Consider the following 23,253-nt stretch of genomic DNA (forward strand, 5'->3'; position numbering starts at 1 on the left):
TTTTAAAGTTTATGTTTTAGTTAAATCTATTATGTCATTGTATTATATCTAATGTTGGCCTGAACAATGGCTATTGCCATAACGGAGGATATCGGAATATCGACCGGGTTGTAGTGCTCGTTGTAAGATACCAGTTTCAGGTGATCCTTCTTATCCGATCGCTGGACATACTTAATTACGACATACTCGTCACCCTCTACTGAATATGATACGATGTAAATGTCGCCGTAATGCAAGTAATCGAGACTATGAATCTGCCTATATACTGCGATGTCGCCCGACTTCATCAACGGGTACATACTATCCCCTGTAATAAAAATAGCGCCGTCGCTCTTTGTAATATACGGAATCTTGATCGTGTCGATTATATTCTGCTTCCCACTCTCGAATAGCAGGCGCATACCCGCGGCCGCATTGATATCGTAAAGAGGTATAACCGTTTCCCCTTCAATTTTATTTTCAGGTTCAGCAACTATTAAAGGGGGGGCATTATCTATATTGTATTTTTTTATTTCCTGCTTGAGCATCTCTCCCTCACCTGTGAGGAGCCAAGAGATATCCAGATCATGACAATAGTCATTTATTTTCTTTAATATACTCTCTCCTAAATCGGCATTTCTCTTTTTCTGAACACTTAAATAGCCAGAAGAAAAACCAATTTCTTTTTCGAAAACAGTAGGCTTTGTGCCTTTATACTCAATATATTCATATAGACGGTCAATAGATTTCATATTAAATAATGAAAATTGTCATTGATTATTTTGATAAATGAATATTGTCATTTATATTTGTATTCGAATAACAAATGTTATGTGGCTGTAAATATAATAAAAAAATAAAGAAAGGATGAAAGAAAAAACACAAAGCGTATTCATGCAAATGCACAACGGCACACGGACGGGGGAAGGCTCGTTTAACGTGGCCCTGAGAGATTTATTTTACAAAGCGGGCGATCAGAACCGGCGCAAGCTGGTAGACGCGTTCCCTGAATTTTTCGGGGAAGAAGTGCCGGAGTTTGGGCTATTCAAAAAAAGCTGATGATGGTATGAAAAGTATAGTGACTATTGAAATGACTCTCCATTACAAGGAAATACCGGGGATAATAAAGCGCCTACAGTATGTAGAATATACTGTAAATGTAGATGGTAAAGAGGTTTGCCATATTAAATCCGCGCCTGATGTATGGGTAAAAAGCAATCACCCTTTGCGCGAATTTGAATTATGGCTGTTAGGAGAACAGGCCGAGGGCGGTAGCACTGGCAATATGCAAATTGACCACAAAGCAATAGAGCAAATCTCGCAGTACTATGCATTGGATTACAAGATTTTGCGAGATATGCTCGGATGGAAAAAGGCCATGCGGTTATTTCTTCGGGCCAAGTATAACTCCCTTTCGGGACATATCTATAAGCGCAGAAATAACATTCTTCATCTTAATATCTTTTTCCATCATTTTTTCAAGAAATGAATGTACGTCGCCAAGTTTTTGGAGTTGTTCGTCGGTCAGGTTAGTTCTCAATTCTTCTTCATAAAGATGTATGACTAAATCTCCCGAACCAGCATCAACCAACATTTGGCATTTTTCCCAGAGTTCATTCTCCATAATGATTAATGATTAAAAGTTAGACCTCAAAATTAATCATTTTTCCAGATAGGCAAGCACCGGTGTTCGAGCCACCGGCTGGAGCAAAGAATTTTTAAATTTTTATACATATGGAAAGATACGATCAGAAAGTAGCGACAAAGAAAGTACCGCGTCACGGGTATATCAATGACCTGGCGCGGCTATGCGGGTGCTGCCGGCAGACGGTAAGCAAAGCGCTGTTTGAAAATGCCAAAGGCGAGAAAGCCGATTTTGTGCGGAAGATGTACCGCACCAACTACAAAAACCAAGAAGTATAACCTTAAAACAGTAAAATCATGGCAGTAATGACAATCTGGAACAGAAAGGAGATCAATATCCTGCGCAAGTATTACCCTGACATGGGTGTGCTGGTAAAGCTGCTGAATAAGTCAGCCTATAAAATAAACAAGAAAGTTGCGGAACTGGGACTGACGACAGGTAACAGTGATCAGTTAGCAGTTAACAAGGGAGCCCGCGGCGGGGATCATCACCGGCTGAAGGGTGAAGGTTGCCTGTATAACCCTAAGCGCCGGAGCGTGAAGGACATCGAGCGTGACCTTGCGCAGATGGAGCGATGCATAGCCACAGGCGTGGATATGGAGCACTGGAGCGGGCTTGTGAACAAATACAACGCCCTGCAATATGAATACAGCCGTGCCCTGGAGTCGGAAGGCTCCGGAGAAACGAAGCGGAAAAACAAAATTAATGCCTGAAAGACATGGAAAGAACGATAGTTAACGGCCACTATGTAAGCCAGCACAGGAAGAATATAACCAAGTTCGTACAACGCCTGAAGGACGAGGCCGTGTCGATGCTGGAAGAAGGAAAGACCCTGAAGGAAATCTACGACGCCCTGAACCCTGAGATACACAGCAAGGCTAACGGCATCTATACAAGCTACCGGGCTGCCTGCGAATGGGCCAAATATGACGCCCTGCATATACGCAACGCCAACGGGGACTATACGATAATAACCATAATACCTGTAGGCTATGAAAGCTAATGATCTGATAAAAGGCCGGCTGTATCGCTATACCGCAAACCGTACAGATATTCCCGTGGTATACCTGTATGAAACGATTAACGGATATATATTTTCTGCCGGAGGTGTGAAGAAAGAGTTGAGTACTAACATGGTTAAATCATACATAGAAGAATATGAGGGCTAAACTGATCATAGCCGGCTGGATGCTGGCATTAATGCTGACGACATATACAGGCGTAAGCCTGCTGATATGGGGGGGTATTATCGCCCTGATGGGTGTAATGACATACCTGATGAACAGGTACTGGTGGGAAGTAGCCAGGGAGGTGATAAGGATGGAGCGACGGGTGATGGCGATCTGCAAGAAATTGACAACTAAATAATTGATATTATGTACAACGAGAAACAATTTTTACTACCTGAAAGCCCTAACAGCATGGCGTGTTACCATGCCAAGATAGACGCTGACGGCAAGATGAAGCTGACTATCCACGACTGTAACAACTCGATCAGGTTGCATAACGACCTGAGCACTGCGTCCGGAGTTCGCGAGGCACTCGACAAGCTGGCAGCGTTGGAGGCAGGTATAGCAGACCTGAAGATGCATATTATTGACAATCAAAATAGATGGCTATGAAAACGAAAGACTTAAAGCCGGGAAAGGATTACCTGTATAACGGCAACAGCGTGCTGGTAAAGGTAAGGTACAATGGGAATTGTAAAGAGGGGCATTCCTTCACGGAAAGGGGCAGGAAAGGCGAGACGCATAGCCTGAGCGCTAAGGAGGTGGATGCGTATATAGAATCATAAAGACGGCCCGGAAAGACGGGCAACCGGGGGAGATTACAGTTAACAGTCAACAGTTAAACAGTTAGCAGTAAATGAGGCAAAGCGGGGGTTCGAATCCCTCCTCCACAAAAGAAACAATAACGATATGCAAAAATATAATCCATACGAATATATAAACGGGAAGCCGGGCATACAAGGCCGCGCGATATTTAGCGGCAAGAACGCTCACCCGGAAAGTTTATGCTTGATCGGGGAACGCGGGCTACAAATGAAGGTAGAACGCGGGCAGGTTATAAAATTGCGGATAAATGCCCCTAATAGCCCTATGCTTGTGCAACTCGATACATTGCCGCAAAAGTGGCAGGAAGCAGTTGCGGTCATGTGGGGCAATCCTCCCAGGCTGGTACAACAATCGTTGTTTGAAAAACACTTTGTGCGCGACATGGCGGCCTTTGATTTTTACTCGTGGACATTCAGGTTTGACGACGGCACGGGCCTGGATAAAGACAAAATAGATGAATATACGCTTAACGCGTCGGTGCTGAATACAGCAGGCCGCATTTATGATATGCGCTACAAGCTGCGCAAGGAATTACGCGGAGAGGTACGCGATATCTGGGGCATTATCACAACTGAGATAAACCGCTTCAAAACAGAATCGGGGCACACGCTCCCGGAGAACGAACAATACTTGCGCCGGGTGTACAACAAGTATAAAACCGGAAGTTACAAAGCGATCATTTCCGGCAAGCACAAGAACATCAACGCACGCAAAGTATTCGACCACACAGAACAATTGCTCAACAACCTATTTGCCGGAGTGGAACAAAAGCCAACGGCGGCGGAGGTTGCCGGGCAATACGACGGTTTCCTGAGCGGGTATGTGGAAGTGATAAACAACGAAACCGGGGAACTCTACAACCCTAAAGAATACAAGCAAATAAGCGAAAGCACCATCCGTACTTATCTGACCAAGTGGGAGAACGAAATAGGCACGCACAAGAAAAGAAGCGGCGACAGACAAAAATATATGCAACGATTCAAGCCGTACCACTCACTCAACCAACCCGGCTTTGCCGGCTCTATCATATCCATTGACGACCGCCAACCGGTGTTCAAGTATGCCGAAAACAAGCGCATGTGGTTTTACAACGGTATTGACCTGGGAAGCGAGGCCTTTACCTGCTGGGTATATGGAAAAGAAAAAGCCGGCATAATAAGCGAGTTTTACAGACAGATGGTGCGCAACTATGCACAATGGGGGCTTAACCTCCCGGCGGAACTGGAGGGCGAACTTAACCTGAACGCGAGTTTTAAAGATACATTCCTGAAAGAGGGCAATATGTTCCAGTATGTGCGCATAGAAGCGAACAACGCACGCGGAAAGCGCATAGAAGCATATTACAGGCCATTGAGGTATAAGTATGAGAAACGCCGCGCCGGTTGGCTGGCCCGCCCGTTCGCGCTTAGTGAAGCCAACCAGGCCGGCCCCGGTGCCGAAAAGATAATACCATACGATGAAATAGTGGAAGGTTGTTTGCGCGACATCCAGACGTGGAACAACTCGGAACACTCAAAAATAAAAGGTATGAGCCGTTGGGACGTGTTCCTGTCGATGCAAAACCCTAAAGTCCGCCCGACGAACTATCACGGAATATTGCCCTACTTAGGGTATAAGACGGAAACGTCGGTACATGCCGGAATAATCCGCTTTAGAAACTCGGAGTTCCTTTTAGGTATGGACGGGGTGATTGCCGTGGGCAATAAATTAATAAACCTGATGAAGCAAGCCGAGAACCGCGACATAGATATTTATTGGCTTAACAACAATTTCGGCGGCGTGCTGAAAGCCCATATCTACATCGGAAACCAGTTTATCTGTGAAGCCGTTGAAAAACCACGCTACAATAAAGCCCGGATAGAGCAAACCGACGAGGATCTGATCAATCGCGAACTAATGAGCAAGTATGTGGCAACGACAGAGGCATACGGGAAAAACAGGGCAAAGCAAATAGACAATGTAACAATCGTGGACAACCGCCCGGTAACGGTCGGCAACTCCTTTGTAATGCCCGGCCTGCATAACCCTGTAATCAGCGACGAAACGGCGCGCACATTGGAAGATATAAACGACAACGAAGAAATGTTTATGGGTGAAGCGCAAACACAATCGTTTGTGCCCTCGATGAAAGAAAGATTTTAATAATAACTAAAAAATATTGACTTATGAACTTACCGAAAGGATATAAAGAAAAGGTTGCAAACGCACTGATAGAACAACGCGCCAACTATGGCGGAACAGACGCCGCATACGCCCGGCTGATGGACTTGAACGTATCGGTGTTCTCCCGTATAAAAACACAGATAAAAGAGGGTGTAGACGAATTGGACAAGCTGGTAAGCAACTCGCAGTGGGTTGCCCTCGGCCGGAAAGTGGGCGTAACGTTGCGCGAAACAAACTGGGTGCCTGTGGAAACGGATGTCTTTGTAATGATAAGGGAGGACATCATGTTCTGCAAAGACTATTCTAAAAGCCGCATTTTCGTAGATAACTGCGGGATAGGCAAAACATTTGCTGCCAAGTATATAGCCAAGAAAGAAAAGAATGTGTTCTATATCGACGCGACGCAATGCAGTACGAAAATAGAACTGATAAAAGCCCTGGCGCGCGCCGTCGGTTTGGAGGTGCGATGCAGAAGCAAGCTGAAAGACCTCAAGGAAGATACAAAATATTACCTCTCCTCGGTGCTCGACCGCCCGGTTATGATAATAGACGAGGCCGGCGCACTGGATAAAGACGCCCTGGGCATTATACAGGAATACTGGAACGCGACAGAGGACTTTTGCGGATGGTACCTTATGGGGGCAAACGCTTTGCGCTCGAAAATAGAAAGAGGTGTGTCGCACGACCATACATACTATGCCGAGTTGTTCTCCCGCTTTTCCGAGAAATTCTCAAAGATTGTGCCTAAAGACGAGGCCAGCAGGATAGCTTTTTACAAAAAACTTATCCGAGACGTGCTGTCTGCCAACATGGAGGACAAAAAAGACCTTGACCGCCTGGTTAACCAGTGCCTGATAGTAGACAAGGAAACGGGCACTATTTCCGGCCTGAGGCGCGCGCAATCCATTCTTTTACTACATAGCAACTAAGGAGGCATGGCGCGGAGTTTATCGACACAAAACCTATTTGACAAGAAACCCAAACGGCTGGTAAAACTGTATAGCCCCATACTGAAGGAAGCTATCGGCCCGGCCGAGAGAAAGGGTTGCTGGCTCATATACGGCCCGGAAAAGAACGGCAAGACATTGCTCGCCGGATTCCTGACCAAAGACCTGGCTAAGGATGAAAAGGTTTGGTATATATCGGCGGAGGAGGGCACGGACGAAAGTTTTAAAGCCGGTATGCGCCGCTCCGGTGTAACAACCTCGGTAAAAGTGCAATGGGATGAATACCTGCCAATGGAGGATATTATAAAAGAACTTGGCGAGGGTACAAAGAAACGGATGGGAGTTGTAATAATCGACAACCTGACAATGTATTTGGATGAAATAACCCCTTCGGAACTAAAGAAAAAACTAATTGACGCATTCCCGGACAAGCTGTTTATCCTCCTTGCGCATGAAGAAAGAAAAGAGCCATACGGCGCGCTTGCAAGGATGGCAAGGAAAATAGCAAAGGTCATACTTCATGTGAAAGGCTTAACGGCATTTATTACAAGCCGGTACGCTCCCGGAGGCGAGCTGGTGATGGACGATGAGAAAAGCGCGATTTTTTGGGGTGACAATTAATAAAACATTGATAATATGACAACAAAAGCACAAAACAAAGTTTCCCATGGTTCCTTTTGGGGCCTACTGAAAAAGACGGCCAATTATAACGAAGCCTACAAAGAGGATATAAAGGCGGCATGGGTGTGCCAGTATTCCCCTGACGGAAAAACGGAAAGCCTGAACGAGTTATACAATATGAGTCGCTCCGCTTATTTCTCCATGCTTAACGCGATGAAAAAAGAAGCCAGGACAACGGCCGACCGGAACGACGCCCAGCGTAAAAAGTTGTTCTTCCTTATCCGGCAATTTTTCAAACATGCCGGGTATGAATACGATGCGGCCAAAGGCAAGAAAATAGCCTGTAAGGCGTGTGGCGTTCAACGGTTGAACGATGCACCGGAACATAAGTTAATAGCAGCTATCAAAGCATTTGAAAATAACGAGGCCGGGGCGTGGGTGTCGTCGGTATTGAATAAAGCGGCAGAGGGTGTATGAATTTATATAATATAAAATTATGAATACAAAAACAGTAGAAATGACAGCCGCCGAAATGGCGCAATTCGAGGAGTTCAAGAAGGAACAGGCCCGGAAAGAAAAAGAAGTTAAAACAGCGGAGAACCGCGAAGCGTACAAAATACTTGTGGATGAAACAATAAACGGCGTCTTTCCCCAGATAGAGGAATTGTCGGAAATGCTCGCAAGTAAAAAGGAAAGTATTTACAGGCAATTCGATGAAGCCGTTGAACTAAAAGCCGACGCCTTTGGAATAAAGGACGGCCAACGCTCGCACACCTTCACATCGCAGGATGGAAAACGCCGTATCATTTTGGGTTACCATGAGACGGACGCATACGATGATACGGTAAACGACGGCATTGCGAAAGTGCAAAAGTTTATTGAATCGCTGGCGAAGGACAGCGACTCGCAAATGCTTGTCAGCGGTATTTTGCGGCTGTTGAGCACCAACACAAAGACCGGAACCCTGAAAGCCTCCCGCGTGATGCAACTCCGCAAGATGGCAGACGAAAGCGGAAACGAGGAGTTTATCGACGGGGTGAAGATCATAGAGGCAGCGTACCGTCCTGTACTCTCGAAACAGTATGTAAGGGCTGAGAAACGGGGCAACAATAACGAGTGGGTTAATATTCCGCTTGGAATGACTGAGGCTTAAATAATTATTCACTTTTAAAATATTGACTATTATGTACAATTGGTTTGAATGCCGGGCGCGGTATGAAAAGACGCTCGATAATGGAATGCAAAAAAAAGTTACCGAGCCGTATCTGGTGGATGCCCTCTCACATACAGAGGCGGAGGCGCGATTTATCAAGGAGATAAAGCCCTATATAAGTGGTGAGTTTGAAGTTGTCGGTATAAAGCCCGCAAAAATTAACGAAATGTTCTTTAATGGCAATGGCGACCGTTGGTTTAAGGCTAAGGTGAATTTTATCACCCTGGACGAAAAAAGCGGAACAGAAAAGAAAACACCGGTTACAATATATGCGCAGGCGAGCGATATAGGGGAGGCTTTATCTGTTGTGAAAAAAGGTATGGCGGGAACCCTCGCGGATTATACTATCGCATCATTGAGCGAAACGGCAATCATGGACGTATTTCCGTATGAGGCGGAAAGTAAAGCAGAGGAGGACGAGTGATGAGTAGTATCAAATGTATCACATTCGACCGGGAGGCACAGGAAGCCCTGCCGGAACATATTAAGGCGAAGATGAAAGCGGACAGGGAAAAGGCCCGGACCGAAGCTGATCAGGAATTACGGGAGGCGGCTTTGCCCCTTATTAAGTTCCTGAATGAGAAACATCACCCGCATGCGATAGCGATAGTGTCTGTCGATAGCGTGGAAATTATGGAAGGCGTCTGTATAGTTAATAATATTAATGATTTTATAAACGATTGACTATGGCAAAGAAAGAATTATGTGTGCGGCTGATCGTGGACGAGTGCCACGTAAATATGGCGGCTTCGATGCTGGGCTTAACGCTTAGCCCGGAGGAACAGGATAAGAAGTTTTACAACCGCGATGAACCTCTGGCGGTAGACGTTAGTGAGATGAGCGACGGCGACAAAGAGTCGGAAATGGGTATGACAATGGCATTCACCCTGTTTGTTATTGCGAAGGACGCCGAAAAAGAGGAGGACAACGGATGATTATCGCAATAGATTTTGACGGAACGCTGCACACAGGGGAATGGCCGGGTATCGGCGCGCCCGCTCCTTGTGCGGCTGATGTGATGCAGGCGCTGAAAGATAAAGGGCATTACCTTATCGTCTGGACGTGCCGCGAGGGTGACGCGCAACGCGACGCCGTTAACTGGCTGCTGGAAAATAATATCCCTTTCGACAGGGTGAACGATAATAACCCTGCGCAAACGGAGATATACAATACTAACTCCCGCAAAATATCGGCACATCTGTATATCGATGACAAGCAGGTCGGCGGGTTGCCATCCTGGCCGGATATATTGGATTATGTGGAAAAACTAGAAGCAGATTATAAACAGTTGCAACATGGAACGTAAGAAAGTAACAATAGAGGATATAAGGAAACTGGCCAAAGCCCTCGAGAATCAGCCGTTACCCAGGGATGACAGGCCGAATATTACTTCTATTGATGAACTGGTCAGATATGACGAATTATGTTTAAAGAATCTTAATAAAATACTGCATGGAAAGGAAAGTACGCGATATAATCTACCGGCTTCGAAAATCGGGGGGGGTGAAAATCAACACCAAGACGCGGACAATCTATTATGAGTACCAGAACGAGGTCGATATGAATAAGATGCACCGGAAGGCGGTTGAACGCCTGTGTAAAGAATTTGGGTTTGTGAGGCAGGCGGAGATAGTTTAATATATTGATTAGCAAATTATGAGCAAAGAAGAATTTACACAACGATTCAACGAGCTAAAGAATAAGTATTCTTTATTCTGGACGTGGAGTTGCGACCTGCTTTCGATAGCGAATGTATTAGTCTATAAAGATGCTGACGGTATCGAAGATAGATTTATTACAGAAATAGATGTAAACACACCCGATGGCCGGGAGAAGGGTATAAGTGACATTGAACGATATTTTATAAGTAATGAGTAATAAAAGTATGGATATAATAATAGTGTTGGTTGTAATAGTCGTGTTGAGCCTGATGGCGAACATAAGCCTTGCGCATCAGGTGTACGGGCTAAAAAAGCGACTGTTGTATAAAGATATTGAGATAATGAACCTGCGCCGGGAACTATGGGGGGAACTCCCATATTCTTTCAGGCAGGCAAGTAAAAAGCTAAAGGAGTTTGGTAATGCAGCCCGCGTGATGAGCGTTTCTGAAGGTGACCTGTATATGAAATTAAAGGCAGGTGAAATTCCATTGCATAATTTTAACAGACCAATAGTAGACGAAAAAGGAAAGGTAATAATACCGGGACAAAACATTGATAACGACGAATATTGTAAGCGTTTTCATAAAAAACCGGGAGTGCCGGGAAAATAAAAAGCCTCTCACATATCCCGAAAGATTTTGCAAAAGGCCGGCGGCAAAGGCAAAAGTACAAAATATTTCGGATATGGCATATAACAAGCGTAATTTATTACTCAAAATCATTGCAATACAGGAAATTGTGATAAAAGAGCAGAAAAGAGGCGCCACTCAACGGTGGATATTTAAAAACCTCATTGAAGATGTTTTCTTTGTTTCCGAACCTGCATTCAATAAATATCTTGCGCGAAATGCCAAACATGAATTAGCAGTACTGGACAAAGAAGAGGCAGAAAAGACCGCCGGAAAAGCGGCAAAGGCAGCAAGGAGAGAGGCAGAAGCGAGAGCGCAATTAGAACTGTTTTTCCCGGAATAAGGACAAAAAAGGCGATCACTCCTGGCAGATCTGCTCGCCTTTTTTTTGTTGAACTGATAAATTAACCAACATCATACAAAGGCGGTGTTTCTTCGATTACGGGGACGCCGCCTTCTTCTATCTCCAGCTCCGCGTCCGGGTTCTCGCTTTCGGTGTATATATGTTGCGCTGAATAGTCCACTACGTTGCACTGGAAAGAAACGCGGTACAGGTTGCCCGCGCCTCCGCTTTCCTCCCGTCCCATATATACACGGCGCATGGTGCTGTATGTTTCGCCGTCTTTGCCGTGAAAGAGCGCGTGCAGGCGCGTCAGGCTGTTCAGGTAGTCGAGCGCCCGGCTTTGTGTTTTGCTGCCCTGGTATGTATCCGAGAATGTCTCAAAAAACAAATACATATCTACCTGCATGTCGCAGTCCTGTACAAGTTGCCCCCGGTCTTCGATGTTCACAGAGGAGAATCCGATAAATACGGCGGGCGTGGCAAACGGCAACTCCTCCGTCAGAAAACTTACCTGCTCGTGCCAAAGGTCGACGAATTGTATTTCCGGAAGTTTGCCTTCGAAAGATATACGCCCGGTGTTTACCCAGCCCTCGAATACAACAATGCCGTACTCGTTCTTTTTCACTGTGTAGCGAAAAATCAAACTATTGCCGGCCGTGTCCTTTTCGCTCATCACCCGCACCGCGTCACCGTCCTGCGGCCTCTTTACCGTTGCCAGTTCGGTTATATCATCAACCTTGCCTCGCTCGTTAAGCCCGGTTATCTTTTCGGCGATCTCTGTATAAATATCGTTCCAATATTGCATAATGCTAATTATTTAATATGCCAATGTGATAATTCAATGTGCCAATTAGCAAATATGCCAATGAATTTCACTGTTAACTGTTGACTGTTGACTGCTAACTGATTACTCCTCCCTTTCCACTTCACTTTTCCACCAATCCTCGAATTGCCGGAACAGCGTTTTGCTTTCCCCCAGATACTGGCGTTTGGGAATAGTTATTTTTGCACCTATCCTCATGAGCGCCATATTGCGGCAAAATTCGGCCTTGGCATTTATTGCCCGGTTCCTGGCGGAGTTGGAAACCTTGCCACCTTTCGTTTTGGTTGTCATCCCGGCAAACTCGTAATACTTAGCCCACCAAAACTTTTTCATTTTGCGGGTGACGGTTATAACGCCGCCGTCGTTGTGTATTCCGGAGTATGGCACATCGGTACCGGTGCGCACGCGCTGTTCGTTCTCCTCCAGGGGCCTGATACTTTGCATCAGGTTCATGGTGTTGCCGCCTCCGCCGCCTATCAGTATCTTTTTGCCTCCAAGCGGCCCCGCGTGTTTCATCCATGGGCGGAGCGACTCGTCCGTAAAACCGGCATTAACAAAACTATCCTTGAAAAACTTTGCCGATTCTATGGCGACCATACGCGGCCGCGCTTTTATAAGCCTCTGAGCCTTACGTGAAAAATCGGGTATTTTATTTTTTTTTGCCATAATAATTGTATCTTTGTAACGATTCGCGGCTTCCGGGTCAAGAATCTGTACAATAAGGTAATGGTTTCGGCTGTTACCTTATTGCTTTTTCAGGGCGACCGGTATCACTTCGTTGCCGTTGATCAACACAATGCTTTTTATATTTTTATTGCGTCCGCCCCTCATTGCGCCGTATATCTCGGAAATAACCTGACTTACCGAACCATCGTAGGCCGATATGTCGAGAACAGCAATACTGGCATTTTGCTTGCTTGCTTTTTTTATCTGATTCTGAACGAAATTTTTAACACTCGCTCCCTCAGACATTGTTTTCAGGTCTGCTTTCCTGTTTTTATTCCCGACAGATAATTCCGGATTTTTTACGCCGTCGACATTGATATGCGGACGAATGTAGATGTCTTTATTCAACCCTTCAGCTAACTTCCTGGAGGCTTCAATATTTTGCGGCAAATCCTTTGTATCGGCGAAGTCATTAACATACACTTTGTTGTCGCCGGCCTTTATCACGCGGTTATACGGCAGATATTCCTTTGCAAGTTCCGCCTGCCTGCGTATCTCCAGACGCGTTTCGCTGTTTTCGACCTTTTGGTTGTAACTGTTGTTGTCGTTGAAAATCTCGCCGGTCTTGGCAGGGTTGCCCGACCATTGCGGATCGGGTGTATAATCGGGCGTGAAGTTGGTTAATACCTCGCGCGTTTGTTCCCACCAGCAACGGCAGTTAGGGTCTAGCGGCGTCATGTGGTCGTCCAGAAACGGGTCGTCGATATTTACAACCATGCCCTCTAACGCCGCATGCGGCGCACGCACGTCCTTATCTCTCATCGTGCGGAATTTTACACGCTGGTAAAGGTCTTTGCCCAGCATCCAGTCCTGGAACTGCCGTGCGGCCTGTGCCTTGCGTGCCGCCCATGCCGCCTGCACGTCCAGATAGTGCCCGTTCTGGAGGTTTAAATATTTCCCGGCCTCCGCCTCATACAACTTTTTGTTGTCGATGGAATTACTGTATAATTCCACTTCCTTTTGTTGCACATGGGTTTTTGTGGCCGAAAAGCGCAAAAGGTTTTCACGCAGCTTGCGCGCGGTGGCGTCGTTGTAATACTCTTTGCCGTATCCGGTTTGCGCAGCTTTGTTCAGCCTGTCGTATGTTTTCAGGAGGAAATCTTTGTTTATCTCCTCCGGCTTGATTTCGCCACTCCTGATTTTCTCTATCAGGTCGTCCTGCGCTTTGTCCCATGTGCCGGCATAGATCGGTATTACCGTAAGCCCCCCGCCCCTCAAAGGGGAAGCCGTGCGCGCGTAAGGGGCTAAGAGCGAAAAACCGCTTACCTTACTCTTTTTTTTTTCGGTGCCGCCGGGTTCCGGTTCCGGATCTGCCGGGGGTTGCCCTATGGCGGCGCGCAATTTTGTAATTGGCAGGCCTGTGATTTTCTTCAATTCCTCGATGTCAAACTCAAGGAATTGCGACAATGCCTTGACGGCCTCCAATATCTCTTTTAATGTAAGCGTCTCGCTTTCGTCGTACTCAAATGTGAGGTTTGCCAGCGGAGCATACGCAGGGCTTAACTTTACAAGCCGGGGCTTAACCTCCGTGTTAAAGTAGTATTTGAATTTCAGTTTGTCGACTTTGTGCCTGTAACCTAAAATGCGTTCCTGTACTTCGGCCGCGCCGACGAATGCTTTTTCATTGTTCAGCCCGGAGCTCCCCTGTATCGCCTTCTCGATCTCCCGGTCGCAAATGTCCGTCATCAGGGACTTGAATGTGTTGTAAGCATCCACGTTGTAGCCTTGCGGCGTCTCTATCTTTTCATTTCCCTGCAATACCGCAAAATGATTCATGCGGAACTCGTGCAACATTTCGAACAGTTCGTCGCGGCGTTTGTCGTCCATCCGGTCGGTGATGGCAAAGATCGGCGGCACCCCGTATTTTTCCACATACGACATCCATGCGCCAAGCCCTAATTTTTTAGCAATAATAACCGTTGCCAGGCCGGCGAAAATGCCAAGGCTCCAATCGCCGCCCACCTGGAAGTAATAATTTTTATATGCGCCCTCCCGGTAACTGATCCCGTCGCTGTCGTATTCCTCGATCAGGATAACCCCTTTTTGCGGTATGAAGTTGGATTGCGGTACCTCCTCCACTTGCTTCAGCTCGCCGTTGACGTCGATGTCGAACATGCAGATAAGCTTTGTACCCTCGAAGGTTTCGGAGCAGACAAGTTTTGTAAGGTCGAGCATCCATGGTTTTTCGAGCAGTTTCTTCGCCTCCGTGTCTTCGTTGCCGCTTTTGTCTACCAGTTTATAAGGCGCGCATTGCACCGGTAAGATGCGGTTTTCGACACAACTCTTTAAGTGCCCGTCCAACTTCATGTTTTCGTAAAATCGCATCAGGTCGCCGCGCTTCGGGTTGTCCGGGTCGGTGGCCGCGATCATGCCGTTTGTCCAGTCTTTTATCTGCTTGCGCGACATAACGGTAGCCTGCCGCTTATAGTCTACGCGCTTGCCTTCGCTCCGTTTGTAATATTCGGCAACGACAATGTTCCTGCTTGCCTTTGCCAATAACCATGTCGCCGCCTTATCTATAAAATTCATATTTTCAGCTTTTAGCTGATAGCTGATAGCTGTTAGCCGCTAATGGCTAATGGCTAACGGCTAGTAGCTTGTTATATAAAAAAATCGTCGTTTGTCGTATTTCCGTACATGAGCGTAGCCGTTGTGCCGTCATCGCCTGTTATCTCCGGCATGCCGGGCAATGTCTGCCTACCGCTTTGGATATTGTTCAAAATCTCTTTTGCCTCCTTATATATATCGGTGTAGTCTTCGGGCACTTTGCGCGCGGCATTACGACGCACAGCCCTGTACACGACTATCATGGCGATGGCCTGTACCAACACCGGGTGCCGCATAACAGGCGTGCCGAAAATTTCATCCGTCTTGTAACGCCCGGATATATAAGTAATAGTGAACGAAATGGCTTTTTCCTCCAATCCGTCCAGTATGGCGTCATCCAGTTCGACACTGTCGTCGAGCATGCGCTCCTGGATAACTTCGATCAGGTCTTCTTTTTCTACATATCTCATGGGATTTCGTATCTATGTTTCATTTTTCCGGTTTTAAACGGTTTTCCGCCGGACTTTTCCTGCCGCGATGATGTGGTGTATTTATCGAGCGTAGATATGGCGTACTGGTCGGCGTCGGGCGCGTCGTCGTGTTCGTCGCTGCCCTCCTCGATGGCGCAAAGCTGGATAATACCTATTTGCGTGTCGCTTTGGCTCTTTAGCTCTATATTGTAATAAATGCGGGAGTTCTGGAAGTATGGCACCAGCCTGATGATACGCCCCAGCTTATTCGTCCCGCGCGGTATGTCAACACCCATAATATTGAGGAAAACGCCGTGTTCGTCCTCTGCTTCCTCGATGTTGCGCTGTACTTCCTTATTCCAGAATTGCGACTCGTATTGGAACAGGATATTCACACCGCCGGGCAATGACTTTTTAAACTCGCACATCCAGTTACAGGCGTCTTTCATTTCCACCTGTTTTACAAAGCAGTCGATCAGGTAGAATCTGCGGTCTTTAAGCCCCCAAACCCTCACAGCGTTATAGTCGCTGTCCTCGTTGTTGGTATATGCTATGTCCCAGTGCGATATAATTATTTCAAAGTCGCGCAAGTCCGGGAGTTTGCACCATTGTATTTTATCCTCGCTGAATATCTTACCCTCCAGCTTTGTTTCGTGCAAATATTCAGCATAAGCCGCCGGGATGCCCATATTGTCTTCCTGCTGCCTGTAATAGTCGGCGGTGTAATAGTCCCACGCCGGCTCGTGCGTTACTTTATTGTAAGCCTTGATTTGATGTACAAACCATTTCGGGTGCGGGTGCCGTTCCTGCAATATCGTTTGCGTCATAACGCGCGCAAAGCGGTTGTTTGCATACAATAACCGGCGGTGATGCTTGTTTGTCATTGTGGGGATCACATCGCGCTCGATGATCTCCGCCTGCTTGCGCATCCGCTTGGGGTTGCCGATGGTGTCCGGCGTTTCCAGGTCGTCGATACTCCACAAGTTCGGGCGGCGTTTGCCGACGCGTATCCCGCGCACTTTCTTTTTGATACCGAACGCCATGCCAATAAAGCGTTGGTCTATGGTTTTGAAGTTGCCGATAGTCCAATCGCCGTCGGCTTTTTGTTCGCCAAAGTCATTTATCAAAAGCGGGTTGCCATCCAGTTCCGCCTGTATATCCGACAACAACTCCTCCGCCCGTTCCTTGCTGTCCGACATCAGGCAAAAGAAAACATCCTCGCCGCGTACCCATAGCCAAAGCGGAATAATAATATTACACCACACGGACTTGGCAAGCCCGCGCCCCCATTCGGCAAAGCCCATAAAAAGCGGATTATGTGCCACAAGGCCGGCAAACTCTATCTGAAAGTCCGCGCTTTCGGCCTCTGCATAATGCGGCAAATAGGTTTTGACTAAATATTTAACATCGGTCTTGGCCCGTTGGATGCGGTTCATTTTGTCGGTCAACGTTTCGTGCACGTCCACCGTTGTCGCACTCCGGGCAAGTTCGAGCCGTTTTATATATTCGTCTACCTTTTCCTGGTCGCGTTTCCTTTGAGACTTTGCCATTTTAGCCTAATTCGTTGCTTTTGCGTCGCAAATACAGGGTTTGAAACTCAATTGTCTGTTCGAATAATTCCGGGCTATATGATTTCAACGCGCGGAATATCTCGTCGAAAATATCTACATACATACCGAGTGTTGCGCCCTTTTCCTTGTTGAGTTCTCCGAGGGCTTTATTTTGGTATGCCATATCGTTGGATATGCGCCCGGCCTCTTTTCTTAGCCGTATTTCCAGGTCGGCGTCGCCGGCGTCGATAGCCTCCGTAATCTGATATTCAATATTGAGCCGCTTATCGGAAAGCAAACTAATAATACGTTGGATATTCTCGCGGGCGGTACTTGCGGCCGATTGCCTTGTTTTTCGCAGCTCACGCCATCCGCCCTCGTTTGCCCACTCAGACATTGTCTTTTCAGACACGCCAAGTATTTGCGCCGCCTCCTTTTGCGTCTTGCCCTGCTCCACGACATACTCATAAGCCGTGCGCCTTAGCTTGATATAATCCGGTTTTTCCGGTTGCTTCTTTTTGCCCATATATTTTAGTAATGAGTTACATTTTTAGTTACGAGTTACGAGTAATGAGTTGCTTTTTTCTTGTAACTCGTGACTGCCTGAAAGGCGCAGTAACTCGTAACTGCTTACTGTTTACTGCTTACTGTTTACTGTTTACTGTTAACTGCTAACTATTACAGGGCAAAGATGTGTTTTTGCACCTCCTTAATAAAAGAAGTTTGTAAGGTATACAATATTGTTTGTAAGGCTTACAAACATCTTTGCGGGCCTCTTTTTTTGCATACACTTTTGTATTGTCAACAGCGCACAAATAACAAAATAGATTCAGCATGTAGATGGATAAAAAAATACCTTTTAATATAAACGCATCGGCGCAGGGCCAAACGGCCTTAATACGCATAACCGGCACAATAGGTTGGGATACTGATTGCGAGCAATTCCGTACTATGATAGACGGGATAGCCAAAAACGGCATTGCAGACGCCCATTTATATCTTAACGGCCCCGGCGGTTCCTGCTTCGATGCGGAGGAAATAGTCAATATTATACAAAGTGTATTTACAGGCAGGGTAACGGGCGAGGGTGGCGCGCTCGTTGCCTCCGCTTATACACGTATAGCGGCTATTTGCGAGACTTTCGAACAGCCCGAAAACGGTATGTTCATGATACACAAACCATCGGGCGGGGCATACGGAACCGCAAAACAAATAGGCTCATATCTGAAACTTGTAACGGATATAGAGGCTAACTACTTTAACATATTCAAGGCCAAAGCTACGGACGCGGCAACCTTTGAAAAGCAATGGGAGGCCGGCGACTGGTGGATGACTGCAAAGGAAGCAAAGGCGAACGGCTTTATATCCTCCGTAAAAGAAAATACAAAAATAGACGCGGACACAAACGCCATGATAATGGCTTGCGGTTGTCCAGCGTCTATAATTCCAATTATAAACGATAATAAAAACGAAGAAACAATGGATTTAAAAGCAATGGCGAAAGCCCTTGGATTGTCCGAGAATGCAACAGAGGCGGAAATACAGGCCGCCATTGCATCCGCGCAAAACGCGGCGGCGGACTTGGCGACCCTGAAAGCCGAAAACGCAAGAAAGCAAAAAGAGGCTGACGAAAAGAGGAACAAAGCGGAGGTGGAGGCCGCCGTAAAGGACAAGCGCATCACCGCCGACAACGAGAAAATGTGGGTGGAGGCATTAACAGAGAACTACGACAAAAACAGCAAGTTGCTGGCGTCGCTTTCCCCGGTGGCTAAAATTCCGACAAACACAGGTGGTGGAAAAACCGCTACCGGAACCGTAAAGCACCAGGGCAAAACATTCGAGGAACTGCAAGAAGAAGATCCGGACGCCCTGGCGGCATTGATGGAAGACGACATCGACACATACGACGAATTGTATAGCAATTATCTGGTACGTAACAACCTGAAATAATGAGTCAATGAGTCAATGAGCAAATATGCCAATGTGCCAATTTAGCTAATAGCTGTTAGCTAATGGCCAATAGCTTTTTTATTTGCTAATATGCTAATTTTCAAATTTTCAAATTAATAATATATGGGAACTTCATCACCGGGGCAACATCTGACACAGTATGTTGCGCCACAACTATTACAGGAATTCCGCAACTATAAAGACGACTTCATAGGCGTTATTCCCGGAGCACCGAAAAAGGCTATATCGGCCGACGGCCTCCGCTACAACAAGTTAATCAACAACGTCGGTTTTTATGTGAATAACGTGACAGCCTTCAATCCCCAGAAGATGAACGGGGAAAAGGTAATTGTCCCGTGGGAATGGTACGACACAGACCCGACTGAAGTGGACGACGACGAAATCCGCGCATTACCTTACGATAAGCGCGCGGAGGTGCGGGTAAAACATACCGAGGCTTTCAAGATCGGTATCCGTGACCACACAATGTGGAAACTTTGTCCGGAGGATTCGGACAATCCGAACATGCCGGTAATGCGTACAACCGGTAATAATGACGGAACCGGCCGCAAGCGTTGTACATTCCGCGATGTTGTCGAGTATCTGGAAATGGTAAAAGATTTGAACCTGCCGTTGGTCGACCAATTGAATTTAATTCTCAACGCCAAGCACTCGACCGACCTTATCCTCGACCGCGACGCGGCCCCGTATTTCTCTAACAAGGAAATCTTTTTTGATGTCCGCACAGGGAAAGTAAAGAGTGTGATGGGCTTCAAATTCTTTGACAATAACGCCGCGCCGCTGTTCGATGCCGACGGAAACAAGAAACCGAAAGGTTCCGTAAAAATCGCCGGCGACCAATATGCGTCGACATTCTTTTATGCGCCTAATGCAGTCTATCACCTCGACAGCGTGAAGATACTCTATAAGGATGAGCACACCGACACACGTAACGCACACCCTACATCGGAGTTCAGGACACAAACTTACGGACTCGTAGACCGCGTTGTCGACTATGGCTTCGGGGCTATTGTTTCCGGGAATTCGTAAGCAGTTAACAGTAAGCAGTAAACAGTAGACAGTTACGAGTTACTGCGCCTTTCAGGCAGTTACGAGTTACAAGAAAAAAGCAACTCATTACTCGTAACCTGTAACTCGTAACTCGTAACTAAAATACAAATTAACAATATGGATACAGCAGAATTGAAAAAGACGGCGGACAGCGTTTTTAAACGTTACCCGAAAGTGGACAAAGTATATATAACTACAGACGGACAGCCGTTTTTTGACGAAGTACACGCCAAAAACCATGCGGCAAAAAAAGAGTTGGACGTTGAGACGTTCCGCCGCAAGGAGGCCGGGGCCGCCGATATCGGCAACATGGACAGGGCCGGGCTCGAAGGTTATATAAGGGATAATAAGCTTGATATAGCATTCTACGCCGAAACCCCTGACGAAGATTTGCGGACAATGATCGCAAACGCAACCGGAAAGAAGCCGGCACCAGCAAAAGCAAAAACAACAACTTCTAAAAAGACTGCAAAATGAGTTTTACAGGTGCACAAATAAATAAACTTGACGGCGGGCTTGGCGGGGGAGAACCCGCCGGCCGCGTCGCGGTTCTTGTTATCGGTGCCGGTGCTATTCCCGATAAACTGGAATTGTACAAGGCCTATGAGCTTCTGCAAATAGAAGACGCGGAGGCCAGGGGCATAACCGCCGAAAGTGACACGGCAAACCAGGAACTTTCGTACTATCACCTGTCCGAAATATTCCGTTTGTCGCCGGAAACCTCCGTACATGTTATCGCAGTACCTAAAGCGACCAAAGAAAGCGATCTGAAAAACCTGACGGAATTTATAGCGGCCTTGCGTTCCATCCCGAACGTTAACACGATCGGGGTTGCCGGACTGACGGACGACGCCGACATAGGTGTTGCGGTTACGGGTATGCAATTGCTCGCAGATGATCTCAAAAAAGATTTTATCTACATAGATGTAGCCGTGATCGAGGGCAAAGGTGCGTATCTCACCGGGGCGACGGTTGCGGATTATCCGGCGCTACGCGAATATGACAGCGAGACAATTATGCCTGTCTGGGCGCAAGACCCGGCAATTGTCGCGCTCGACGACGCGTATGAAAACCATGCGGCCGTCGGTTCCGCCCTGGGCATGCTCCTGGTGCGCTCGATACATGAGAACCTCGGTTCCGTAGATATCGAGGTAAAACCAAAAGCCCGCAAGGCGGAACAGGATTACACGCTGACGGACGTAAAAACCGGGCGTTGGCTATCCGCCGCGTTGAGTAACGGCAAAAAGTTTGAAACCCTTTCGGGAGCCGACCAGAAGAAACTCGACGAACTCGGTTATAACTACGTTGGAGTCTTTGCGGGCTATGGCGGCTATTTCTTCTCCGACTCCCATACATGCACCGAGGCAGACAGCGACTATTGCTATGCCGAACGCAACGCGATATGGAACAAGGGCGCGCGCATTATCCGCGCCACGCTTATCCCGCGTATACGCTCGAAGGTGGAAAGCGACCCGGGCACCGGATACATCAAGAATACAACCATAACCGACTGGGACGGACGCGTGCGCAAGGCACTGGAAGAAATGGTAAGAGCACGCGACATTGCCGCCTTCGATATATACATCAATCCGAAGCAGGCGGCCGTATCTACCAGGCCTTTTAACATCAAAGTGCAATTTGTCGCCGATGGTGTTGTGCATGAATTTGAGGTCGACCTCGGTTTTACCCGGTCAGTTTAAACAGTTAGCAGTAAGCAGTTAACAGTAAACAATTAGTAAATGTGCCAATATGCAAATGTGCCAATGGAGGCGCAAAGCGGTAAAATAATGATAACTGAAAATATTGGCACATCGGCATATTTTCACATTAAATAATTAGCATCATGCAAGTAGGATTATTAATAAACAGGTTCGGGAAAATGGCGGGGTGGAACAACGTCACCCTTACCATGCTTGGCCGCGACGCAGAGGGTATAACCGAACTGTCATACAACGACAACGTAGACAAGGAGAACGCGCGCGGGGCGGGAGGCATGCCCATAGGACGCGGCGAGGGCAACTACGAGGCGGAATGCTCCGTCACGCTATACATGGAGGAGGTTATCGCCCTGCAACAATCTTTAGGCCCCGGCAAGCGCATACAGGACATCGCGCCGTTCGACATTGCCGTTACATACAAGTACCAGGGCATTATCTACAAAGACCGCATCCGCAACTGTGAGTTTACGGACAACGGCGTAGAGGTGAAGCAAGGCGACAAAACCATCTCACGAAAATTCAAACTGATTATTTCCCACATCGACTGGAATATAATTTAACAGTAAACAGTCATCAGTAAACAGTAAGCAGTTACGAGTTACTGCGCCTTTCAGGCAGTTACGAGTTACAAGAAAAAAGCAACTCATTACTCGTAACCTGTAACTCGTAACTCGTAACTCGTAACTAAAAATGTAACTCATAACTAAAAAAATAACAAGAAAATGAAAAGATTTATAGTTTTTGCCCTTATGGGCCTGGTGTTTTTGTTTGCCGCCGGTATGCTGGCAAGCACGGATTTTGCACATGCGGTAAAGGAAAAGGTAACAATGGCCTCTGCCGGTGATTGCGGCACGGCAATATTAGCCACCGGGCTTGGCGCGGCCGTAATAGCCGGTAAAGGCGGGGAAACGCAGGCGCAAGGCGAAGCAAAAGAAAAAACAGCGCGTGAAAAACTTTGGATAATAGACCAGCCGGAGTTTGACGACCTGGAGGCGAAGTACAGGAAGTTGTATGTAATAGACGTAGCCATAGACGCCGACGAACGCTACCAGTTTATAGCCCGGCGACCGTCAAAAGACCTTATAGACAGTTTGGCCGCGTGCAAGGACAATATTAACGAGGTAACCGACACGATGATAAAAAACATGCTTGTCAGGCATTCCCGGTTCAATCCGGAGGAACTCGAAGACGGCGTCGTTTACCAGCATGTTTTAACGGCTTTAACCGCCATATCAAGACAGGGTAAACAGCTTTTTACCAAAGCATAGAGGAGGCTTACAAGTCATTTAAGGGAAACACCTTTGCGCAAATAGACTTAGTCATAGAGCATACTTTCGGCGTAAAGGCAAAAGAGTTGTCCGA

35 protein-coding genes are annotated in these 23,253 nt (G+C 46.9%); 28 read left to right on the forward strand and 7 right to left on the reverse strand.

Annotation, left to right across the window (positions count from 1 at the left end; all coding sequences use genetic code 11):
* Positions 1 to 29 precede the first annotated feature (29 nt).
* Positions 30 to 731, reverse strand: coding sequence for a S24 family peptidase (locus tag ACYQ3L_RS21370; protein WP_379994928.1), 702 nt, complete (start codon positions 729 to 731; stop codon positions 30 to 32).
* 115 nt (positions 732 to 846) lie between these two features.
* On the opposite strand from ACYQ3L_RS21370, the gene ACYQ3L_RS21375 reads away from it, so the two are divergent.
* From ACYQ3L_RS21375 to ACYQ3L_RS21480, 22 genes are all read left to right on the forward strand, one after another.
* Positions 847 to 1,038 (forward strand): hypothetical protein, encoded by a 192-nt coding sequence (locus ACYQ3L_RS21375; protein WP_379994925.1) that lies wholly within the window; start codon positions 847 to 849, stop codon positions 1,036 to 1,038.
* Positions 1,039 to 1,045: 7 nt separating this feature from the next.
* Entirely contained in the window at positions 1,046 to 1,468 is a 423-nt protein-coding gene (locus tag ACYQ3L_RS21380; RefSeq protein ID WP_379994923.1) for a hypothetical protein, read from the forward strand.
* 245 nt (positions 1,469 to 1,713) lie between these two features.
* Positions 1,714 to 1,902, forward strand: coding sequence for a hypothetical protein (locus tag ACYQ3L_RS21385; RefSeq protein WP_379994921.1), 189 nt, complete (start codon positions 1,714 to 1,716; stop codon positions 1,900 to 1,902).
* A gap of 18 nt (positions 1,903 to 1,920) precedes the next feature.
* Positions 1,921 to 2,337: a hypothetical protein gene (locus ACYQ3L_RS21390; protein WP_379994919.1), complete on the forward strand. Its 417-nt coding sequence runs from the start codon at positions 1,921 to 1,923 to the stop codon at positions 2,335 to 2,337.
* A 5-nt stretch (positions 2,338 to 2,342) separates the two neighbouring features.
* Entirely contained in the window at positions 2,343 to 2,627 is a 285-nt protein-coding gene (locus ACYQ3L_RS21395; protein WP_379994917.1) for a hypothetical protein, read from the forward strand.
* Positions 2,617 to 2,793 (forward strand): hypothetical protein, encoded by a 177-nt coding sequence (locus tag ACYQ3L_RS21400; protein ID WP_379994914.1) that lies wholly within the window; start codon positions 2,617 to 2,619, stop codon positions 2,791 to 2,793. Before ACYQ3L_RS21395 ends, ACYQ3L_RS21400 begins: the two co-directional genes overlap by 11 nt.
* Positions 2,783 to 2,992, forward strand: a complete 210-nt coding sequence (locus ACYQ3L_RS21405; protein ID WP_379994912.1) for a hypothetical protein — start codon at positions 2,783 to 2,785, stop codon at positions 2,990 to 2,992. Before ACYQ3L_RS21400 ends, ACYQ3L_RS21405 begins: the two co-directional genes overlap by 11 nt.
* A gap of 8 nt (positions 2,993 to 3,000) precedes the next feature.
* A complete protein-coding gene (locus ACYQ3L_RS21410; protein WP_379994910.1) occupies positions 3,001 to 3,246 on the forward strand; it encodes a hypothetical protein in 246 nt (81 codons plus the stop codon).
* On the forward strand, positions 3,243 to 3,419 hold the full coding sequence (locus ACYQ3L_RS21415) for a hypothetical protein (protein WP_379994908.1): 177 nt from the start codon (positions 3,243 to 3,245) through the stop codon (positions 3,417 to 3,419). Before ACYQ3L_RS21410 ends, ACYQ3L_RS21415 begins: the two co-directional genes overlap by 4 nt.
* A gap of 124 nt (positions 3,420 to 3,543) precedes the next feature.
* Positions 3,544 to 5,601 (forward strand): hypothetical protein, encoded by a 2,058-nt coding sequence (locus ACYQ3L_RS21420; RefSeq protein WP_379994905.1) that lies wholly within the window; start codon positions 3,544 to 3,546, stop codon positions 5,599 to 5,601.
* A 23-nt stretch (positions 5,602 to 5,624) separates the two neighbouring features.
* On the forward strand, positions 5,625 to 6,551 hold the full coding sequence (locus tag ACYQ3L_RS21425) for an AAA family ATPase (RefSeq protein WP_379994903.1): 927 nt from the start codon (positions 5,625 to 5,627) through the stop codon (positions 6,549 to 6,551).
* A gap of 6 nt (positions 6,552 to 6,557) precedes the next feature.
* Positions 6,558 to 7,190, forward strand: coding sequence for a hypothetical protein (locus tag ACYQ3L_RS21430; protein WP_379994900.1), 633 nt, complete (start codon positions 6,558 to 6,560; stop codon positions 7,188 to 7,190).
* Positions 7,191 to 7,205: 15 nt separating this feature from the next.
* Complete coding sequence (locus ACYQ3L_RS21435) at positions 7,206 to 7,667, forward strand: hypothetical protein (RefSeq protein ID WP_379994897.1); 462 nt, start codon at positions 7,206 to 7,208, stop codon at positions 7,665 to 7,667.
* A gap of 19 nt (positions 7,668 to 7,686) precedes the next feature.
* The gene (locus ACYQ3L_RS21440; protein ID WP_379994895.1) at positions 7,687 to 8,343 is read left to right on the forward strand and encodes a DUF3164 family protein; all 657 of its coding nucleotides are present in this window, start codon (positions 7,687 to 7,689) and stop codon (positions 8,341 to 8,343) included.
* A gap of 31 nt (positions 8,344 to 8,374) precedes the next feature.
* Positions 8,375 to 8,827, forward strand: a complete 453-nt coding sequence (locus ACYQ3L_RS21445) for a DUF4494 domain-containing protein (protein ID WP_379994893.1) — start codon at positions 8,375 to 8,377, stop codon at positions 8,825 to 8,827.
* Complete coding sequence (locus ACYQ3L_RS21450) at positions 8,827 to 9,087, forward strand: hypothetical protein (RefSeq protein WP_379994891.1); 261 nt, start codon at positions 8,827 to 8,829, stop codon at positions 9,085 to 9,087. Before ACYQ3L_RS21445 ends, ACYQ3L_RS21450 begins: the two co-directional genes overlap by 1 nt.
* The gene (locus ACYQ3L_RS21455) at positions 9,084 to 9,338 is read left to right on the forward strand and encodes a hypothetical protein (RefSeq protein ID WP_379994889.1); all 255 of its coding nucleotides are present in this window, start codon (positions 9,084 to 9,086) and stop codon (positions 9,336 to 9,338) included. The genes ACYQ3L_RS21450 and ACYQ3L_RS21455 overlap by 4 nt, the downstream gene beginning before the upstream one ends.
* On the forward strand, positions 9,335 to 9,709 hold the full coding sequence (locus ACYQ3L_RS21460) for a hypothetical protein (RefSeq protein ID WP_379994886.1): 375 nt from the start codon (positions 9,335 to 9,337) through the stop codon (positions 9,707 to 9,709). The genes ACYQ3L_RS21455 and ACYQ3L_RS21460 overlap by 4 nt, the downstream gene beginning before the upstream one ends.
* A complete protein-coding gene (locus ACYQ3L_RS21465) occupies positions 9,699 to 9,944 on the forward strand; it encodes a hypothetical protein (RefSeq protein ID WP_379994884.1) in 246 nt (81 codons plus the stop codon). The genes ACYQ3L_RS21460 and ACYQ3L_RS21465 overlap by 11 nt, the downstream gene beginning before the upstream one ends.
* Before the next feature lie 115 nt (positions 9,945 to 10,059).
* On the forward strand, positions 10,060 to 10,281 hold the full coding sequence (locus ACYQ3L_RS21470) for a hypothetical protein (protein WP_379994882.1): 222 nt from the start codon (positions 10,060 to 10,062) through the stop codon (positions 10,279 to 10,281).
* A 7-nt stretch (positions 10,282 to 10,288) separates the two neighbouring features.
* Positions 10,289 to 10,675, forward strand: coding sequence for a hypothetical protein (locus ACYQ3L_RS21475; RefSeq protein WP_379994880.1), 387 nt, complete (start codon positions 10,289 to 10,291; stop codon positions 10,673 to 10,675).
* Between the two features lie 73 nt (positions 10,676 to 10,748).
* Positions 10,749 to 11,036 (forward strand): hypothetical protein, encoded by a 288-nt coding sequence (locus ACYQ3L_RS21480; RefSeq protein WP_379994878.1) that lies wholly within the window; start codon positions 10,749 to 10,751, stop codon positions 11,034 to 11,036.
* Between the two features lie 61 nt (positions 11,037 to 11,097).
* Here the strand turns inward: ACYQ3L_RS21480 and ACYQ3L_RS21485 are convergent, their stop codons facing one another.
* The 6 genes from ACYQ3L_RS21485 to ACYQ3L_RS21510 all read right to left on the reverse strand — a co-directional run bounded on the left by ACYQ3L_RS21485 (position 11,098) and on the right by ACYQ3L_RS21510 (position 17,678).
* Positions 11,098 to 11,841, reverse strand: coding sequence for a hypothetical protein (locus ACYQ3L_RS21485; RefSeq protein ID WP_379994876.1), 744 nt, complete (start codon positions 11,839 to 11,841; stop codon positions 11,098 to 11,100).
* 102 nt (positions 11,842 to 11,943) lie between these two features.
* Positions 11,944 to 12,525 (reverse strand): hypothetical protein, encoded by a 582-nt coding sequence (locus ACYQ3L_RS21490; RefSeq protein WP_379994874.1) that lies wholly within the window; start codon positions 12,523 to 12,525, stop codon positions 11,944 to 11,946.
* Positions 12,526 to 12,603: 78 nt separating this feature from the next.
* Positions 12,604 to 15,114, reverse strand: coding sequence for a phage portal protein family protein (locus ACYQ3L_RS21495; protein WP_379994873.1), 2,511 nt, complete (start codon positions 15,112 to 15,114; stop codon positions 12,604 to 12,606).
* A gap of 71 nt (positions 15,115 to 15,185) precedes the next feature.
* A complete protein-coding gene (locus ACYQ3L_RS21500) occupies positions 15,186 to 15,602 on the reverse strand; it encodes a phage protein Gp36 family protein (protein WP_379994871.1) in 417 nt (138 codons plus the stop codon).
* Positions 15,599 to 17,152, reverse strand: coding sequence for a hypothetical protein (locus ACYQ3L_RS21505; RefSeq protein ID WP_379994869.1), 1,554 nt, complete (start codon positions 17,150 to 17,152; stop codon positions 15,599 to 15,601). The genes ACYQ3L_RS21500 and ACYQ3L_RS21505 overlap by 4 nt, the downstream gene beginning before the upstream one ends.
* Before the next feature lies 1 nt (position 17,153).
* Positions 17,154 to 17,678 (reverse strand): hypothetical protein, encoded by a 525-nt coding sequence (locus ACYQ3L_RS21510; RefSeq protein ID WP_379994866.1) that lies wholly within the window; start codon positions 17,676 to 17,678, stop codon positions 17,154 to 17,156.
* Between the two features lie 314 nt (positions 17,679 to 17,992).
* Between ACYQ3L_RS21510 and ACYQ3L_RS21515 the strand changes: the two genes are divergently transcribed.
* From ACYQ3L_RS21515 to ACYQ3L_RS21540, 6 genes are all read left to right on the forward strand, one after another.
* The gene (locus tag ACYQ3L_RS21515; RefSeq protein WP_379994864.1) at positions 17,993 to 19,102 is read left to right on the forward strand and encodes an ATP-dependent Clp protease proteolytic subunit; all 1,110 of its coding nucleotides are present in this window, start codon (positions 17,993 to 17,995) and stop codon (positions 19,100 to 19,102) included.
* Between the two features lie 123 nt (positions 19,103 to 19,225).
* On the forward strand, positions 19,226 to 20,152 hold the full coding sequence (locus ACYQ3L_RS21520; protein WP_379994862.1) for a hypothetical protein: 927 nt from the start codon (positions 19,226 to 19,228) through the stop codon (positions 20,150 to 20,152).
* A 138-nt stretch (positions 20,153 to 20,290) separates the two neighbouring features.
* Positions 20,291 to 20,650 carry a hypothetical protein gene (locus tag ACYQ3L_RS21525; RefSeq protein ID WP_379994860.1) on the forward strand — a complete coding sequence of 120 codons (360 nt, stop codon included), beginning with the start codon at positions 20,291 to 20,293 and terminating at the stop codon, positions 20,648 to 20,650.
* Positions 20,647 to 21,873, forward strand: coding sequence for a DUF2586 family protein (locus ACYQ3L_RS21530; protein ID WP_379994858.1), 1,227 nt, complete (start codon positions 20,647 to 20,649; stop codon positions 21,871 to 21,873). The genes ACYQ3L_RS21525 and ACYQ3L_RS21530 overlap by 4 nt, the downstream gene beginning before the upstream one ends.
* A gap of 143 nt (positions 21,874 to 22,016) precedes the next feature.
* Entirely contained in the window at positions 22,017 to 22,451 is a 435-nt protein-coding gene (locus tag ACYQ3L_RS21535) for a hypothetical protein (protein ID WP_379994856.1), read from the forward strand.
* A 162-nt stretch (positions 22,452 to 22,613) separates the two neighbouring features.
* Positions 22,614 to 23,159 carry a hypothetical protein gene (locus tag ACYQ3L_RS21540; protein WP_379994854.1) on the forward strand — a complete coding sequence of 182 codons (546 nt, stop codon included), beginning with the start codon at positions 22,614 to 22,616 and terminating at the stop codon, positions 23,157 to 23,159.
* Positions 23,160 to 23,253: the final 94 nt, after the last annotated feature.

The organism is Dysgonomonas termitidis (assembly GCF_054657735.1).

Coding starts and splice junctions, on each gene's coding strand:
- ACYQ3L_RS21450 (WP_379994891.1), top strand. CDS start 8,827: ATGAGTAGTATCAAATGTATCACATTCGACCGGGAGGCACAGGAAGCC.
- ACYQ3L_RS21370 (WP_379994928.1), bottom strand. CDS start 731: ATGAAATCTATTGACCGTCTATATGAATATATTGAGTATAAAGGCACA.
- ACYQ3L_RS21400 (WP_379994914.1), top strand. CDS start 2,617: ATGAAAGCTAATGATCTGATAAAAGGCCGGCTGTATCGCTATACCGCA.
- ACYQ3L_RS21440 (WP_379994895.1), top strand. CDS start 7,687: ATGAATACAAAAACAGTAGAAATGACAGCCGCCGAAATGGCGCAATTC.
- ACYQ3L_RS21460 (WP_379994886.1), top strand. CDS start 9,335: ATGATTATCGCAATAGATTTTGACGGAACGCTGCACACAGGGGAATGG.
- ACYQ3L_RS21495 (WP_379994873.1), bottom strand. CDS start 15,114: ATGAATTTTATAGATAAGGCGGCGACATGGTTATTGGCAAAGGCAAGC.
- ACYQ3L_RS21435 (WP_379994897.1), top strand. CDS start 7,206: ATGACAACAAAAGCACAAAACAAAGTTTCCCATGGTTCCTTTTGGGGC.
- ACYQ3L_RS21380 (WP_379994923.1), top strand. CDS start 1,046: ATGAAAAGTATAGTGACTATTGAAATGACTCTCCATTACAAGGAAATA.
- ACYQ3L_RS21505 (WP_379994869.1), bottom strand. CDS start 17,152: ATGGCAAAGTCTCAAAGGAAACGCGACCAGGAAAAGGTAGACGAATAT.
- ACYQ3L_RS21525 (WP_379994860.1), top strand. CDS start 20,291: ATGGATACAGCAGAATTGAAAAAGACGGCGGACAGCGTTTTTAAACGT.
- ACYQ3L_RS21530 (WP_379994858.1), top strand. CDS start 20,647: ATGAGTTTTACAGGTGCACAAATAAATAAACTTGACGGCGGGCTTGGC.
- ACYQ3L_RS21500 (WP_379994871.1), bottom strand. CDS start 15,602: ATGAGATATGTAGAAAAAGAAGACCTGATCGAAGTTATCCAGGAGCGC.
- ACYQ3L_RS21430 (WP_379994900.1), top strand. CDS start 6,558: ATGGCGCGGAGTTTATCGACACAAAACCTATTTGACAAGAAACCCAAA.
- ACYQ3L_RS21410 (WP_379994910.1), top strand. CDS start 3,001: ATGTACAACGAGAAACAATTTTTACTACCTGAAAGCCCTAACAGCATG.
- ACYQ3L_RS21520 (WP_379994862.1), top strand. CDS start 19,226: ATGGGAACTTCATCACCGGGGCAACATCTGACACAGTATGTTGCGCCA.
- ACYQ3L_RS21480 (WP_379994878.1), top strand. CDS start 10,749: ATGGCATATAACAAGCGTAATTTATTACTCAAAATCATTGCAATACAG.
- ACYQ3L_RS21485 (WP_379994876.1), bottom strand. CDS start 11,841: ATGCAATATTGGAACGATATTTATACAGAGATCGCCGAAAAGATAACC.
- ACYQ3L_RS21445 (WP_379994893.1), top strand. CDS start 8,375: ATGTACAATTGGTTTGAATGCCGGGCGCGGTATGAAAAGACGCTCGAT.
- ACYQ3L_RS21470 (WP_379994882.1), top strand. CDS start 10,060: ATGAGCAAAGAAGAATTTACACAACGATTCAACGAGCTAAAGAATAAG.
- ACYQ3L_RS21415 (WP_379994908.1), top strand. CDS start 3,243: ATGAAAACGAAAGACTTAAAGCCGGGAAAGGATTACCTGTATAACGGC.
- ACYQ3L_RS21390 (WP_379994919.1), top strand. CDS start 1,921: ATGGCAGTAATGACAATCTGGAACAGAAAGGAGATCAATATCCTGCGC.
- ACYQ3L_RS21510 (WP_379994866.1), bottom strand. CDS start 17,678: ATGGGCAAAAAGAAGCAACCGGAAAAACCGGATTATATCAAGCTAAGG.
- ACYQ3L_RS21395 (WP_379994917.1), top strand. CDS start 2,343: ATGGAAAGAACGATAGTTAACGGCCACTATGTAAGCCAGCACAGGAAG.
- ACYQ3L_RS21420 (WP_379994905.1), top strand. CDS start 3,544: ATGCAAAAATATAATCCATACGAATATATAAACGGGAAGCCGGGCATA.
- ACYQ3L_RS21535 (WP_379994856.1), top strand. CDS start 22,017: ATGCAAGTAGGATTATTAATAAACAGGTTCGGGAAAATGGCGGGGTGG.
- ACYQ3L_RS21375 (WP_379994925.1), top strand. CDS start 847: ATGAAAGAAAAAACACAAAGCGTATTCATGCAAATGCACAACGGCACA.
- ACYQ3L_RS21465 (WP_379994884.1), top strand. CDS start 9,699: ATGGAACGTAAGAAAGTAACAATAGAGGATATAAGGAAACTGGCCAAA.
- ACYQ3L_RS21490 (WP_379994874.1), bottom strand. CDS start 12,525: ATGGCAAAAAAAAATAAAATACCCGATTTTTCACGTAAGGCTCAGAGG.
- ACYQ3L_RS21475 (WP_379994880.1), top strand. CDS start 10,289: ATGGATATAATAATAGTGTTGGTTGTAATAGTCGTGTTGAGCCTGATG.
- ACYQ3L_RS21405 (WP_379994912.1), top strand. CDS start 2,783: ATGAGGGCTAAACTGATCATAGCCGGCTGGATGCTGGCATTAATGCTG.
- ACYQ3L_RS21540 (WP_379994854.1), top strand. CDS start 22,614: ATGAAAAGATTTATAGTTTTTGCCCTTATGGGCCTGGTGTTTTTGTTT.
- ACYQ3L_RS21425 (WP_379994903.1), top strand. CDS start 5,625: ATGAACTTACCGAAAGGATATAAAGAAAAGGTTGCAAACGCACTGATA.
- ACYQ3L_RS21385 (WP_379994921.1), top strand. CDS start 1,714: ATGGAAAGATACGATCAGAAAGTAGCGACAAAGAAAGTACCGCGTCAC.
- ACYQ3L_RS21515 (WP_379994864.1), top strand. CDS start 17,993: ATGGATAAAAAAATACCTTTTAATATAAACGCATCGGCGCAGGGCCAA.